The sequence below is a fragment of the bacterium genome, from assembly GCA_035370465.1.
Classification (GTDB): Bacteria; Ratteibacteria; UBA8468; order B48-G9; family JAFGKM01; genus JAGGVW01.
Genome location: DAOOVW010000038.1, coordinates 1 through 15,238, shown reverse-complemented (window position 1 = coordinate 15,238; position 15,238 = coordinate 1). Strand labels below are relative to the sequence as shown.

Here is a 15,238-nt window from a genome sequence, read left to right as displayed (position 1 = left end):
GGGATTTTAAGAGAGATATAAAATTGAATACTTACTAAATAGTAATAGTATAATAGAGGAGGTAAAAATGTCTATTAGAAAAAAATTTTTAATCATTATGTTTTTTTCATCATTTATTCTTTTTTCTTCTGATGAATTTCTTGATAAAGTAAATTCTGGTTTGAATTATCTTAAAATAGGTAATTATGAAGATGCACTCAGCTATTTTAAACAGGCAAAAAATCTAAGTCCTGATAATGCAATTGTTTATTATTATTTAGGAGAAACATATTTTAGGAAAGGAGATATGGAGGAAGCAAAGAAATATTATGACCAGGCAATTGAAAGAGAGCCACAAAATCCTAAATTTCATTATTCTCTTGCTCACCTTTATCTTGCTCAAAACGATAAGGCAAAAGCACTTGAAGAATTTAATAAAGTTATAGAGATTTCTCCTCAGTCACTAATTGGCAAAAATGCTAAATTAGTTAAAAAACAAATAGAAAAGGGGATTAAAGAAAAAGATATATCTGACAAATGGGTAAAATTAGAAGAAGAAGAAAGGAAAAAAATAGCAGAGGAAAAGAAGAAAAAAGAAGCGGGGAAAGAACAGCAAGGACAACCAGGAATGCCAGGACAAGAAGGTATGCCTGGATTTGAAGGTATTCCCGGGGAAAAAGAAGAAAAAATTCCAATTGACCAATTAGTAAAAAGAATAAAATATGGAACGAAAACATTAAGAGAAAACGAATCAAGAAAATTACCTTATTATTCTTCATCAGAGATTTCAGGTGTCTATAATGAAATAATTGGAATAATTAAAAAAGAAAAAGATATTGAAGTGGAAAAGAACTTAATAAGTGCATTAGGTAAAGTTAATCAACCAGATGTTGGCGAATTTATTCTTTCTTTAATTCAGAATAAAGAGACACCATTTGAAATTAAAATTGTTGCTCTTGAAAGTATAGGAGGAATAAGAACTGAATCTGTTATGATAACTCTCAGGGATACACTTAATAATATGATAAAAAATAGAGAACAGGAAAGAGAAGAGGCAAAAAAGAATATTCAAAATATAAATAATGAAATAGAAAAATTAGAAGTTGAAAGAATTACATTAAACAGTGAACTGAATAAACTTCAACAGGATAGGAGTGATATAAGTAACAAATTACAGATGGGAGGAATGGAGCCAGGAATGATGGCACCAGGTGGTGGTATGCCTCCTGTTCAAGGTGGGGGAGAAATAAAAGTTCTCTCAACAACAGAAGTTAAGAAATTAAGAGACCAATTGAAAAATATTGATACACAGATTGGAACAAAGACAGAAAGATTAAATGAGATACAAACTCAATTACAACAATTACAGGAAAAGAGTAATAAATATCAAATGTTATTAGCAAAAAAAGGAGGGGAAGTTAAAATTTCAACACCTTCTTATGTCCCTCAATTTACTCCTGGTATGTTTCCTCCTGGTATGGGACCAGGATTTATGCCTGAATATACTCCGCAACAACAAAAAACAACCGAAGAAGAAAATGAAATTATTTTTGCTATGAAATTAATTATTGCACTTGGAGAAATGAGAGATAAACAGGCACTTCCTGTAATTAAAAATGCATGGAAAGAATTTGGTGCCCCAAATTATGAACCATATTATTCATTGGCACTTGCCCAATTAGGTGATTATAGCAAAATTGACCTACTTCTTGAAAGATTACAGCAGGACTACCCACAACAGGAACAAGAAAAAAATGATGAGATAAAATTGAGGGCAGGTATTATAAAAATTCTACCAGATTATTTGAAAACCAATCCAAATGAGGAAATAATTGGTTTAATAAACTATTTAAGTGAAAATGCCCAATATCCGGAAATCAGTAAAGCTGCCTCAGAAGTTCTTATTTCTTTACAGACCAAAGGTAAATAATTTTTTTTGGTAGATTCAACTACGGGGTTGGATAAGATCAACAAATATTTTTTTATTTTATTACTTTGTTTATCAATTCTCTTGTTTTTTCACCGTCACTTTTTATAAGAGAGGCAATATAAAGTTTTGTCTCTTTTATCTCTCTTATTAAATCTGCTGTGCTTTGTCTTGCATTATTTATTGAAATTTCTGTACTTTGTCTCATATCTTTCATTAGATTTTCTGTACCTTCCCTCATCTCTTTTATTAAATTTTTTACTCTTTCATCTTCTGCCTGTATTAATCTTTCTGCCCTTATATTTAAAGCCCAATTTGTCCCTATTCCAAGCAAAACAATTAAAATACCTAAAAACCCAAGAGTTATTGTAAGAGCCATTTTTATTTTTCCTTCTCCTTTGAGTTATTATACCTGATATAAAAACAACCTGGCAAATACAATTCTGGAACCAGGTTCCAGAAAAAATTTTATTGACGAAGAAAGGGAAAAGGCGTAAATTATTTAAAATAGATACTTTCAAATTTCTAAATAATGTCTCAAAAAATGTTATCCACAGAACTAATAAAATCAGGAAGTGAAATTTTAAAAAATAATGGGATTAAAGAAGCAGTTAAAAAGGCAGAAATTATTTTAAGTGAGATTACAAAAAAGAAAATTCCAGACCTTTACTTAGATGAAGAAGAAATTTCTTCAAGAACAATAAAAAAATATATTGAATACCTTAACAAAATAATTGAAGGGATTCCTCTCCAATACATAATAAAGAAGAGCTATTTTTATAAATATCAATTTTATGTTGAAAAGGGAGTTTTTATACCAAGACCTGAAACAGAAATAATCATAGAAAAAACGATTGAGATTTATAAAAATTTTTTTTCCCCTTCGTTTGTTAATATTCTTGATATAGGAACTGGTTCTGGAAATATTGCAATTACCCTTGCAAAAGAAATAAAAAATTCTAAAATTATTGCAACAGATGTTTCAGAAAAGAGTATTAAAATTGCAAAAAAAAATGCTGATAGATATAAAGTTGAAAATAAAATTAAGTTTATAAAAACAGACCTATTTCCAAAAAAGAATATTAAATTTGATATAATTGTTAGTAATCCTCCTTATATACCTGAAAGAGAAATAGAAAATTTAGAAAATGATGTAAAAAAAGAACCATATATTGCTTTAAATGGTGGGAAATCAGGAATGGAATTTATAGAAAGAATTCTTAACAATGCAGGAAAATATTTATCTAATAATGGCTTTTTAATTTTAGAAATAGGGTATAATCAAAGTAAATTTTTGAAAAATAAAAAATTTAATGATTTAAAAATTATAGAATTTACAAATGACCTGAATGGCATTGAGAGAGTAGTAATTTTTAAGAAACACAATAAAATGGAGGAATAAAAATGGATAAATTTAAAAATTATGAAGAAAAACTTTCTCCATCGTATTTTCACTTAAATTTGATGAAAAAGACGGAGAAGCAACTTTCTTTTTCAAAAAAGAGTAATTTTGAAAGTTGGAGAAAAAAATTAAGAGTAAAATTCAAACAACTTATAGGACCAATTTATAAAGATAAAGGGAAAGTTGATTTTAAAATTATAAAAGAGGAAAATCATTCTGATTATAAATTACAGAAAATAATTTTTCCAACAAATCCTTATGTAATAAATGTTGCATATCTTTTAATTCCAAATAAGAAAAAAGAAAAATATCCTGCTTTTGTTTGTCTTCAAGGGCATTCTTCTGGTGCTCATATTTCAGTTGGTGTTCCTTATTCAAAAGAAGATAAAGAGGAAATAAATGGAGATAGAGATTTTGCAATACAGGCAGTAAAGAATGGATTCGTTGCACTTGCTATTGAACAGAGATGTTTTGGAGAAAGAGAAGAAAAATTATTAAAACAGAAAATGGAAAATAGGTGCTGGGATGCTACTATGCATTCTTTAATGTTAGGGCATACTTTAATAAGTGAAAGGATATCCGATGTTATAAGGGGAATTGATTTGTTATACCAGTTTCCATTTGTTGATAAAAGAATAATTGGTTGTATGGGCAATTCAGGTGGTGGAACAATAACTTATTATGCTTCCTGTATTGAGGATAGAATAAAAATTTCTGTTCCTTCCTGTTCTTTTTGTACATATGAGGACTCAATTATGAAAATAGGACATTGTATGGATAATTATATTCCATCATCTTTTAAATATTTTGGTATGGAAGACCTTGCTGGTTTAATTGCACCTAAATTTTTAATTATTGTTGCAGGAAAAGAGGACAATATTTTCCCGATTGCAGGTGTTAGAAAGGCATTTAACAAAGCAAAGGAAATATATGAAAAAGCAGGCCATCCTGAAAGAATTAAACTTGTAGTTGGACCTTCTGGACATAGATTTTATGCATCATTAGCATGGAAAGAGATAATGAAAGTTAAAGAGGAAATTATAAGAAAACAAATGGGGGAATAAGATGAAATCATCATATTTTTTTATGCCAGGAAAAGTTTATTTTGAAAATGAAGGTATAGAAAAGTATCTTTGCGAAATAAAAAATTATGGAAAAAAAGTTCTAATTGTAAGTGGAAAAAATTTTATTTTCAAATCAGGACTTTTTAATAGAATTAAAAATGTACTTGAAAAGGAAAAAATAAAATTTTCTCATTTTTATAATGTTGAACCAGAACCAGATACAGAAAATGTTGAAATTGCAGTTGATTTTTGTAAAAAAGAAAATTGTGATTGTATCCTTGCAGTTGGTGGTGGGAGTGCAATGGATGTTGGTAAAGGTGTAGCAGTAAGAAGTAAAAATCCAGGGAAAATTGAGGATTATTTTGGAGAAAAGGAATATGGAAATGAACCATTACCAGTAATTGCAATTCCAACAACATCTGGGACAGGAAGTGAAGTTACAAGATATTCAGTTATTGTTTATAAAAAAGGAAGGACTAAAAAAACAATAAGAAGTGAAAAAATTATACCCAAAATGGCAATTTTAGATTCATCAGTTCTGGCAACACTTTCTTCTAAACTTGTTGCTGCAACTGGGATGGACGCTTTTTCACATAGTGTAGAAAGTTTTCTTTCTATTAAAAGTGATGAATTTTCAGAGATTTTTTCAACTGAATCGCTAAAAATTTTATGGGAGTTCTTGCCTTATGCAGGTAAGGGAGATGAAAAAAGTAAAGAAAAAGTATTTTTTTCTTCTCTTCTCGCTGGACTGGCAATAAATAAAACAGGAACAATAATTGTTCATGGGATGGGATATTCACTTACAATAAAATATGGAATTCATCATGGAACTGCTAATGCTCTATTTCTTCCTTATATTTTAGAATACCTTTATAATAATGGTTATAAAAAAGAAATTGAAAAATTAAATAAAATATGGGGAAGTATTGAAAATTTAAGTGCCTTTGTTAAAAATATGGGATTGCCTTTTAATTTAAGAGATGTTGGGGTAAAAAGTGAAGATATAGATGAACTTTTAGAACTTTCAAAAATTGGTTGTGAAAGAGCAATTGAAGGAATGAAAATAAAAGAAATAGATTTTAGAAAAATATTGGAATTGGCTTTTTAATTTTTTTCTTAACTCCATAACTTCTGAAGTTTTGAATTATTTTATTATTAAAACTCAACAATATATATAATTATTTACTACAACCTAATTATATTTTAGTATTGATTGAGTATTTAAAAATTGATTTAATTTCTCTACAAAATATGATAATATTTTTTAAAAAAAGGATAAGAAAATATGGGGATATATAAAATTGAGGACTTTGATATAAAAGGAGATGGAAAAACAATTAACACAGAAGCAATTCAGAAAGCAATAGATACCTGTAATGAAAATGGAGGAGGAAAAATTATATTTAGTAGTGGAATTTTTAAAACAGGAACAATAGAACTTAAAAGTAATGTTCAACTTCATTTAGAGCGGGGGTGTAAAATTATTGGAAGTGAAAATCCTGATGACTATAGAGAATTAGAGGCAAATGGATTTTTAATGCAGAGAATAGAACCAAAAAAGGAAATGACAAAAAATGCTCTTATAATTGCCAGTGAAAGTGAAAATATTTCAATTACAGGATATGGAGAGATTAATGGTTCAGGACTTTCTTTTTATAAAAATACCCCATCCGATGAAAATGGTAAGTATAACAAACCAAATATTCCAAGACCAAGAATAATAATGTTTTATAAATGTAAAAATGTTTTTATTGAAGGAGTAAAATTTGTTGATTCACCATGTTGGACAATCTGGTTTATGAAGTGTGAGGATATAAATATTCATAATATAAGAATTTTTGGAAATAAAAGGATGAGAAATATTGATGGAATAGATGTAGATGCATGTAAAAATGTAATAATTAGTGATTGTATTATGGATACTGAAGACGATTGTATAGCAATTCGTTCTATGCAAAACTTATATGATGAACCTGCCATATGTGAAAATATTACTGTAAGCAATTGTATTTTAAGAACTTCTTGTCAAGGAATAAGAATAGGGTGTCCGGGAGATGGGATAATACAGAATTGTGTATTTACAAATTTAATTATTGAAGGTGCAAGAGGTATTATTTCTCAACATCCAAAAATTTATTTACCAGAAAATATTACAGATGGTGCAGATATTCACGATATTATGTTTTCAAACATTACAATTAAAAGTAATTTATCACCAATATGGTTATATATAGAAAATGGTATTAAATTAACACGACTTTCAGATATAAATTTTTCCAATATAAAAATAATTAAAAGTGGAGAGGCACTTATTATAAAAGGAAATGAAGAAACCAAAATTTATAATATTACTTTTAATAATTTAGAAATGGAAAATTCAGGAGAAAATGGAATAGTATGTTGTAATTGCGAGAACATTAGATTTGATAATTTTAAATTAACAACTAAACAGGAAAAGGAGTAAATATGGGAAAAGTAAATTTAATAGAGATGACTTTAAAAGAAGTAAGAGAAAAAGGGAAAATTGAAGTTGCTGTTTTGCCATGGGGTTCAACAGAACCACACAATTTACATCTTCCTTATGGAACAGATACACTTGCTGCTTCTAAAATTAGTGAAATAAGTGCTAAAAAGGCAATAGAAAAAGGGGCAAAAGTTATTGTATTACCAACTATTCCAGTTGGTGTTAATTCAAACACTTTTGGTTTTCCTTTGGTATTACATTTTTCTCCAACAACTCAACTTTCAATTTTAAAAGATATTATCTGGTCACTTGAAAATCATAAAATTTATAAACTTTTACTTCTTAATGCTCATGGTGGAAATGATTTTAAGCCATTAATAAGAGAGATTTTTGGCAAAACAAATGTCTGGATTTTTTTACTTGACTGGTGGAATGTTAGAAATGATATTGTTGAAAATGTCTGTGAAGATAAAGATGGAGAACATGGACATGAGGCAGAAACATCATGGTTGATGTATCTTTATCCAGACCTTGTTCACCTTGAATGGGCTGATGATGGAAGAGTAAATAAACCACGACTTAAATCATTAGAAGAAGAGAAAATATGGCTTCCAAGACAATGGCATCTTTTAACGACAAATTCTGGTCATGGAAATCCTAAAAAGGCAAATGCAGAAAAAGGAAAAATAATTGTTGAAGGAGCAACAGATAGAATTTCAGAAATAATTTTAGAACTTTCAAAAACAAAAATTGATGAAAAATTTCCTTACTAATGGAGGGAAAAAAATGAAATACGAAATAATTGGTAGTAATTTGCAATTTGTAAAGATATATCTTTCAGTAGGAGAGGAAATTTATGCAGAAGGTGGGAAAATGATGTTTAAAAGTCAAAATATGAATATGGAAAGCAAAATTGTTGGAGATACAAGAAATGATAAATTAAAAGGAGTTTTTACGAGGATAGTAACAGGAGAAAGTTTGTTCACAACTCACTTTACTCCTATAAATGGAGATGGATATGTTGCTTTTGCTGGGGATTTTCCCGGTAAAATTCAAGCAATAGAACTTAAAGATGGTGAAAGTTTTATTTCTCAAAGAGATTCATTTGTTTGTGCAACTAAGGATGTTGGTTTTTCAATTGCTCTTCAAAAAAAAGTTGGTGTTGCATTTTTTGGTGGGGAAGGATTTATTCTTGAAAAATTTACAGGTCCTGGCACAGTTTTTATTCATGCTGGAGGTGATTTTTATACAGTTGATTTAGCACCTGGAGAAAAAATACATGTTGATACTGGTTGTATTGTTGGGTTTGAAGAAAAGGTTAATTATGATATTGAATTTGTAAAAGATATAAAAACAGCAATTTTTGGAGGAGAAGGCATATTTCTTGCAACATTAACAGGTCCCGGCAAGATAATTTTACAGAGTATTACATTATCGCGTCTTAGAAGAGAAATTGGGGGAAAAGTTGTAAGAAAAGGCGGAGAAAAATTTGGACTTGGTGGAATAGTAGGAGATATTTTGGGTGGAAGTGAGGATTAATTTGTGAAAATCTACAATATTCATCAAAAAATAAAAATTGAAGAGGGTTTAGTTATTGGCATTGGAAAATTTGATGGGGTTCATTTAGGACATCAAAAGTTAATAAAAAAAATTATTTCTATTTCAAAAGGAAAAAATAAAATTCCTGCTGTTTTTACCTTTAAAAATTTCCCGTTAGAATCTTATATTACTCCATTTGAAGAGAAAATTTCTCTATTGAAAAAATATGGAATTGAAATATGCATATGGAGTGATTTTGAAGAGATAAAAAATTGGGATGGAGAAAAATTTATTGGATTTCTAATTAAAATAGGAGTAAAAGAAATTGTTGTTGGTTTTAATTTTAAATTTGGGAAGGATAGAAAATGGGATGTTGATTTATTAAAAGATATTTCAAAAAAATATGGATTTTCAGTTAATATTGTTAATGCAGTTGAGATAGATGGAGAAGTTGTAAATACGAGTAAAATAAAAAAATTTTTGAGAGAAGGCAATATTGAAAGAGCAAATAAGTTTTTAGGAAGGCATTTTTCCATTAAAGGAAAAGTAGTTGCTGGCAGTGGCAGAGGTAAAAAAATAGGTTTTCCTACTGCGAATGTTCTGTTAGACGAAAAAATTGAAATAGGGCAGGGTGTTTATGCTGGATATGTTTTTTATAAAGGGGAAAAATACAAAGGGGGATTGAATGTTGGGAATTGTCCCACTTTTGGAGAAAAAAGAAAAAGAGTTGAAGTTTATATTTTTGATTTTGAACAAGAGATTTATGGAGAAACAATTGAGGTGTTTTTTTTGAAAAAAATTAGAGATGAGATAAAATTTTCATCTGTTGATGAATTGAAAAAACAAATTAAGAAAGACATAAATATAATTAAGGAAATAAAATGAGAATTTTAGCAATAGGTGATATACATTATGTTTCTGATAGTAGTTATATTGGACTTCCTGAAAGAAAATATGAGATTGGTCCTGAATTTGTTGAAAGAATTTTAAGGAGAGAAAAAGAAAACTTTGATGTTATTGTTGTATGTGGTGATTTTGTTGATAATAGGACTCTTTCATGTACAGAAAATGATTTTCTTGAAATTAAAAAAATTATTGAAAAAGAGAAAAAACCATTTATTTTGGTCAGAGGAAACCATGATATTGAATTCAGTAAATTTTGTAAATTATCCGGAAATTCAACATTACCTTTAATTTATGGGGAATATATTTTTTATCCCTTTTGTGACAATTACCTGAAAGATGAAAAATGTTATAGAAAAAAACAGGAAATTGAAAAATTCAAAAAATTCTCTCAGCAGTTTAGAGATAAAAAAATTATTACTATTCAGCATAATATTATTTATCCAAAAATAGAAGGTGGTTATCCTTATAATTTTGAAAATGATGAAGAAATTTTAAATTTATATAAAGAGAATAATGTTTTAGTGTCTATAAGTGGACATTATCATAAAGGAATAAAAGAAAAAAAACATAAAGGAATTTACTTTTTAACTTTACCTGCTATATGTGAAAGTCCATTTTCCTATTACATAATAGAAATAAATAAAGAAAAAATTAAGTTTCAAAAAAAGTCCTTATGTATGGAAGCACCATTTCCTTTAATTGATTTTCATTGTCATACTGAATTTGCTTATTGTAGAGAGAATGTAGAGAGTAAAAAAAACATAGAAAGGGCGAAAATTTTTGGACTTGATGGTATTGTTCTTACAGAACATTCAGGGCAACTTTATCTTTCAAAAGATGATTACTGGGGTTATAAATTTTTAGATGGGGTGGATATAATTTATCAGTCAAAAAAAGAAGGGAAAAGCAGAATAGAAAAATTTAAAGAGAAAATATTTCCTATTAAAAATAGTTATGTAAAAGTTGGAATGGAAGTTGAATGTGATAAAAATGGGAAAATAACACTTTTACCAGAAGATAGAAATGGTATTGATTATTTAATAGGAGCAGTTCATTATTTACCGGAAGAATATAAAGTAAGTTATAAAAAAATAAAAAGTGGATTTTTAAAATTTACGGAATTTGTATGCAGAAATAATATAGATATTCTTGCTCATCCTTTAAGATATTTTGTAAGGAATAAAATACTCCCACCAGAGGATATTTATTCAGATGTTGTAAAAATCTTGAAGAAATATAATGTGTGTGCAGAATTAAATTTTCATACCAATAACCCAGACCCTGTTTTTTTTGAAAGATGTATAGAAAATGGTATTAAAATTTCTCTTGCCTCAGATGCTCATAACTTACTTGAAGTAGGGGATTTTTCAAAACATATTGAGTTTCTAAAAAAAATTGGTGTTCGTTCTGGCGAAAATTTGCTAACAAAATGGGTTAAATTTAGTTGACTTATACATCAAAAAAAGTTATCATACAGAATTAAAAAATAAAATATTGATATCAAGGAGGAAAAAGATGGAGAAAAAATATATTTATTTTTTTGGTGAAGGAAAAGCAGAAGGAACAGGAGATATGAAGGACTTACTTGGTGGAAAAGGAGCAGGACTTGCAGAAATGATAAATGCAGGAATACCAGTTCCACCTGGTTTTACAATTACAACAGAAATGTGTACTTACTTTTATCAACACAATGAGAAACTTCCTGATGGTTTTGATGAAGAACTTAAAAAATATCTAAAAAGACTTGAAAAAGCTACCGGGAAAAAATTTGGTTCTCCTGAAAATCCACTTCTTGTTTCAGTAAGGTCAGGAGCAAAATTTTCCATGCCAGGTATGATGGATACAATTTTAAATTTAGGGCTTAATGATGAAGTAGTAAAGGGGCTGGCAAAAATTTCAGGTGATGAAAGATTTGCTTATGATGCTTATAGAAGATTTATTCAGATGTTTGGAAATGTTGTTATGGGAATAGATAAAAATAAGTTTGAAAAATATTTAGAAGAAAAGAAAGAAGAAAAAGGAGTAAAGTATGATTCTGAATTAACAGGTGATGACCTAAAAGATATAGTTAAAAAATATAAACAAGTATATAAAGAAGAAACGGGGGAGGAATTTCCACAGGACCCAATGGTTCAATTGAAAAGAGCCATAGAGGCCGTCTTTAAATCATGGAATAACCCACGAGCAATCACATACAGAAAATTAAATAAGATACCTGATGATTTAGGAACAGCAGTTAATATTGTAACAATGGTTTTTGGAAATATGGGATATGATTCAGGAACAGGTGTTGGATTTACAAGAAACCCGGCAACAGGAGAAAAAGAATTTTATGGGGAATATCTAACAAATGCACAGGGAGAAGATGTTGTTGCGGGAATAAGGACTCCAAAACCAATAAGTGAACTTAAAAAAGAAATGCCAGAAGTTTATAATCAATTAGTAGAAATTACACAACGGCTTGAAAAACATTACAGAGATGTTCAGGACTTTGAATTTACAATTGAAAAAGGTACTCTTTATATGCTTCAAACAAGAACTGGTAAGAGGACACCACTGGCAGCGGTTAAAATAGCAGTGGATATGGTTGAAGAAGGATTAATTACAAAAGAAGAGGGCATAATGAGAGTTGAACCATCTCAGATTGACCAATTACTTCATCCAATTCTTGACCCAAAAGTAAAAGTTGAACCAATTGCAAAAGGACTTCCTGCTTCACCAGGAGCAGCAAGTGGGAAAGTTGTATTTACAGCAGATGAAGCAGAAGAAAAAGCAAAGAAAGAGCCAGTTATTCTTGTAAGAGTTGAAACATCGCCAGATGATATTCATGGTATGAATGCAGCAAAAGGAATTTTGACGAGTAGAGGGGGGATGACCAGTCACGCTGCTGTTGTTGCAAGAGGTATGGGAAAACCATGTATTGTTGGTTGTGGTGCTTTACAGGTGGATGAAATAAGAAAAATTATAAAAGTTGGAGATATAGAAATAAAAGAAGGGGAATGGATAACAATAGATGGTGGAACTGGAAATGTTATGTTTGGACAAGTTCCTACAATTGAAGGCGGGATAACAGGAGAATTTAAAAAGTTAATGGATTGGGCTGATGAAATAAGGAAAATTGGGGTTAGAACAAATGCAGATACTCCACAGGATGCAAAAAAAGCAAGAGAATTTGGGGCAGAAGGAATAGGACTTTGCAGAACTGAACATATGTTTTTTGCTCCTGAAAGATTACCAATAGTTCAGGAAATGATAATGGCAGAAACAGAAGAGGCAAGGAGAAAAGCACTTGATAAGTTATTACCATTTCAAAAAAATGATTTCAAAGGGATTTTTAAAGAAATGGCTGGTTTTCCTGTTATTATAAGGACTCTTGACCCACCTTTGCATGAATTTTTACCAAAAAGAGAGGAATTAATGGTTGAAATTGCGTTACTGAAGGAGAGGAAAGAGGATAGGAAAAAGGTAGAAGAGAAAGAAAGAATTCTTAAAAGAGTTGAACAACTACATGAATTTAATCCTATGCTTGGACATCGTGGATGTCGACTTGGAATAACATACCCTGAAATTACAGAAATGCAGGCAAGGGCAATTATGGAAGGGGCGTGTGAACTTGCAAAAGAAGGTATAGAAGTTATTCCTGAAATTATGATACCACTTGTAGGAAATGTAAATGAGTTAGCAAATCAGAAAGAAGTAGTTGTGAGAGTTGCGGAAGAAGTAATGAAAAAATATGGTGTTAAAATAAAATATATGGTTGGGACAATGATAGAAGTTCCAAGGGCGGCATTAACAGCGGACCAGATTGCAAAAGAAGCAGAATTTTTCTCTTTTGGGACAAATGATTTGACACAGATGACATTAGGTTTTAGCAGAGATGATGCAGCTAAATTTTTATTTTATTATTTAGATAAAAAAATTTTGAACGATGACCCATTTATGACTCTTGACCAGGAAGGAGTAGGACAACTTGTAGAAATGGGAATTAAGAAAGGTAGAAGTACAAATCCAGGCCTTGAAGTGGGAATATGCGGAGAACATGGTGGGGACCCTGAGAGTGTAAAATTTTGTCATAGAGTTGGAATGAATTATGTTTCGTGTTCTCCATATAGAGTTCCTGTTGCACGAATTTCTGCTGCACAGGCAGTAATAGAAGAAAAATTGAAAGATAAATGGAGAGATAAGTAAAAGGAGAATAAATGGCAAAAATATCATTTATTGGAGCAGGAAGTTTTGGTTTTACACGTGCCTTGGTAAAAGATATTTTAACTTATCCATTACTAAGAGATGCAACTATAAGTTTAATGGATATTGACAAGGAACGACTTGAATTTATAAAAAGGGCAGTAGAAAAAATTATTGAAGTGGGTAAATATCCTGCTAAACTTGAAGTTACAACTGATAGAAAAACATCGTTAAAAGATGCAGATGCAGTTATTTGCACAATTCTTGCAGGTGGTGTTCATGTCTGGAGATATGATATAGAAATTCCTAAAAAGTATGGAGTGGATTTTAATGTAGGAGATACAAGAGGTGCTGCTGGTATTTTTAGAGCGTTAAGAACCATACCTGTTATGCTTGATATATGTAAAGACATTGAAAAGCAATGTCCCGATGCAATTTTTTTAAATTATACTAATCCTATGGCGATGTTATGTAGAGCAATGCAAAGAAAAACATCTATAAAAGTTACTGGATTATGCCATAGTGTTCAAGGTACAGCAGAAATGCTTGCTAAATGGATAGGGGCAACTATGGACCAGATTACTTACTTATGTGCAGGAATTAACCATCAGGCATGGTTTGTTGAGTTTAAAAAAGATGGTAAAGACGCATATCCATTAATCAGAAAAGTTGTAAAAAATAATAAAGAAATATATCAGGAAGAAATAGTAAGAAATGAAATGTTTTTGTCACTTGGCTATTATGTTACTGAATCAAGTGGACATAATTCTGAATATAACTGGTGGTTTAGAAAGAGACAGGACCTAATAGAAAAATATTGTACTTATGGAACTGGTTGGAATCCAGGAAAACATGCATATATTCTTAATGAATATCTTACAAGAGAAGAGACATGGAAAAATGATATTAAAAAATGGTTAGAAGAACCAATTTCCTTAGAGAGGGGACATGAATATGCAGCAAGTATTATCAACGCATGGATGGGAGGAGAACCATTTTTATTTAATGGTAATCTTCCAAATACTGGGATTATTCCTAATCTCCCTTATGGTGCTTGTGTAGAAATTCCAGTTCTGGCTGATAAAAGGGGATTTAATTCAATATATGTAGGGTCACTACCTCCTCAATGTGCAGCACTAAATAATGTTAATATATCTTCTGAAGAAATGGCAGTGGAAGGTGCTTTAACTGGAGACGCTGAAATGGTATATCATGCAATTTGTTATGACCCTCTCTCAGCCAGTGTTCTTTCACTTGCAGAAATAAAAAAAATGGTAAAAGAGATGTTTGAAAAAAATAAAGAATATCTTCCCCAATTCAAACATTTCCGTTTTTAATTTTTATCCTAAAATCCTGCGATATTAATAACATAGTTATATAAATAGAACAGAAAATAGGGAAGAATGTTTATGTATATGAAGGAGAAAGTTATTGGGATAAAGGGAAGAAACAATCGAGACAAAGGAGAAATTATTTAGGGAAGCAAGATATAAATACAGGGCAAATAATAAAAGTGAGAGGTAGTTTTAAGTCAAGGTATAGTTTTTGAAGAGTCATCATTATTGCCGTTTTTTTCACTATTTACCCAGGCAGTATAAAAGATGTAACCACATTAAAGAATATTCTAATACAGGTGAATTCTTTTGGAATAAAAGAAAGTTTATTTGTTCTTGATAAAAGATTGTCTTCATAAAGCAATAGAACAGATGGGAAAATATATTATAATAAGCAATGATTTGAAATTAGATAAAAAAAATACCTTATAGTTATAT

Annotated in this window: 12 protein-coding genes; 11 read left to right on the top strand and 1 reads right to left on the bottom strand. The window is 29.9% G+C overall.

What is annotated here, in order from left to right:
* Positions 1–67: 67 nt before the first annotated feature.
* Positions 68–1,909 carry a tetratricopeptide repeat protein gene (locus tag PLW95_06070; GenBank protein ID HOV22229.1) on the top strand — a complete coding sequence of 614 codons (1,842 nt, stop codon included), beginning with the start codon at positions 68–70 and terminating at the stop codon, positions 1,907–1,909.
* A gap of 52 nt (positions 1,910–1,961) precedes the next feature.
* Here the strand turns inward: PLW95_06070 and PLW95_06065 are convergent, their stop codons facing one another.
* Positions 1,962–2,285, bottom strand: a complete 324-nt coding sequence (locus PLW95_06065) for a hypothetical protein (GenBank protein ID HOV22228.1) — start codon at positions 2,283–2,285, stop codon at positions 1,962–1,964.
* Positions 2,286–2,438: 153 nt separating this feature from the next.
* On the opposite strand from PLW95_06065, the gene prmC reads away from it, so the two are divergent.
* The 10 genes from prmC (at position 2,439) to melA (ending at position 14,803) form a co-directional block, all read left to right on the top strand.
* Positions 2,439–3,308, top strand: a complete 870-nt coding sequence (gene prmC / locus PLW95_06060; GenBank protein ID HOV22227.1) for a peptide chain release factor N(5)-glutamine methyltransferase — start codon at positions 2,439–2,441, stop codon at positions 3,306–3,308.
* 2 nt (positions 3,309–3,310) lie between these two features.
* Positions 3,311–4,372: an alpha/beta hydrolase family protein gene (locus PLW95_06055; GenBank protein HOV22226.1), complete on the top strand. Its 1,062-nt coding sequence runs from the start codon at positions 3,311–3,313 to the stop codon at positions 4,370–4,372.
* Position 4,373: 1 nt separating this feature from the next.
* Positions 4,374–5,480 (top strand): iron-containing alcohol dehydrogenase, encoded by a 1,107-nt coding sequence (locus tag PLW95_06050; GenBank protein HOV22225.1) that lies wholly within the window; start codon positions 4,374–4,376, stop codon positions 5,478–5,480.
* Positions 5,481–5,657: 177 nt separating this feature from the next.
* Entirely contained in the window at positions 5,658–6,836 is a 1,179-nt protein-coding gene (locus PLW95_06045) for a glycosyl hydrolase family 28 protein (GenBank protein ID HOV22224.1), read from the top strand.
* 2 nt (positions 6,837–6,838) lie between these two features.
* A complete protein-coding gene (locus tag PLW95_06040) occupies positions 6,839–7,609 on the top strand; it encodes a creatininase family protein (GenBank protein ID HOV22223.1) in 771 nt (256 codons plus the stop codon).
* A gap of 13 nt (positions 7,610–7,622) precedes the next feature.
* A complete protein-coding gene (locus PLW95_06035; protein HOV22222.1) occupies positions 7,623–8,375 on the top strand; it encodes an AIM24 family protein in 753 nt (250 codons plus the stop codon).
* Positions 8,376–8,378: 3 nt separating this feature from the next.
* The gene (locus tag PLW95_06030) at positions 8,379–9,260 is read left to right on the top strand and encodes a bifunctional riboflavin kinase/FAD synthetase (GenBank protein HOV22221.1); all 882 of its coding nucleotides are present in this window, start codon (positions 8,379–8,381) and stop codon (positions 9,258–9,260) included.
* Positions 9,257–10,729: a metallophosphoesterase gene (locus tag PLW95_06025; protein HOV22220.1), complete on the top strand. Its 1,473-nt coding sequence runs from the start codon at positions 9,257–9,259 to the stop codon at positions 10,727–10,729. Before PLW95_06030 ends, PLW95_06025 begins: the two co-directional genes overlap by 4 nt.
* 67 nt (positions 10,730–10,796) lie before the next feature.
* A complete protein-coding gene (gene ppdK / locus PLW95_06020) occupies positions 10,797–13,469 on the top strand; it encodes a pyruvate, phosphate dikinase (GenBank protein HOV22219.1) in 2,673 nt (890 codons plus the stop codon).
* Between the two features lie 11 nt (positions 13,470–13,480).
* Positions 13,481–14,803, top strand: a complete 1,323-nt coding sequence (gene melA / locus PLW95_06015; GenBank protein HOV22218.1) for an alpha-galactosidase — start codon at positions 13,481–13,483, stop codon at positions 14,801–14,803.
* Positions 14,804–15,238: the final 435 nt, after the last annotated feature.

Excerpts from the sequence above, each read along its gene's own strand:
- PLW95_06025 (HOV22220.1), top strand. The coding sequence starts at position 9,257 with ATGAGAATTTTAGCAATAGGTGATATACATTATGTTTCTGATAGTAGT.
- PLW95_06035 (HOV22222.1), top strand. The coding sequence starts at position 7,623 with ATGAAATACGAAATAATTGGTAGTAATTTGCAATTTGTAAAGATATAT.
- PLW95_06050 (HOV22225.1), top strand. The coding sequence starts at position 4,374 with ATGAAATCATCATATTTTTTTATGCCAGGAAAAGTTTATTTTGAAAAT.
- PLW95_06070 (HOV22229.1), top strand. The coding sequence starts at position 68 with ATGTCTATTAGAAAAAAATTTTTAATCATTATGTTTTTTTCATCATTT.
- ppdK (HOV22219.1), top strand. The coding sequence starts at position 10,797 with ATGGAGAAAAAATATATTTATTTTTTTGGTGAAGGAAAAGCAGAAGGA.
- PLW95_06065 (HOV22228.1), bottom strand. The coding sequence starts at position 2,285 with ATGGCTCTTACAATAACTCTTGGGTTTTTAGGTATTTTAATTGTTTTG.
- PLW95_06045 (HOV22224.1), top strand. The coding sequence starts at position 5,658 with ATGGGGATATATAAAATTGAGGACTTTGATATAAAAGGAGATGGAAAA.
- melA (HOV22218.1), top strand. The coding sequence starts at position 13,481 with ATGGCAAAAATATCATTTATTGGAGCAGGAAGTTTTGGTTTTACACGT.
- prmC (HOV22227.1), top strand. The coding sequence starts at position 2,439 with ATGTCTCAAAAAATGTTATCCACAGAACTAATAAAATCAGGAAGTGAA.
- PLW95_06055 (HOV22226.1), top strand. The coding sequence starts at position 3,311 with ATGGATAAATTTAAAAATTATGAAGAAAAACTTTCTCCATCGTATTTT.
- PLW95_06040 (HOV22223.1), top strand. The coding sequence starts at position 6,839 with ATGGGAAAAGTAAATTTAATAGAGATGACTTTAAAAGAAGTAAGAGAA.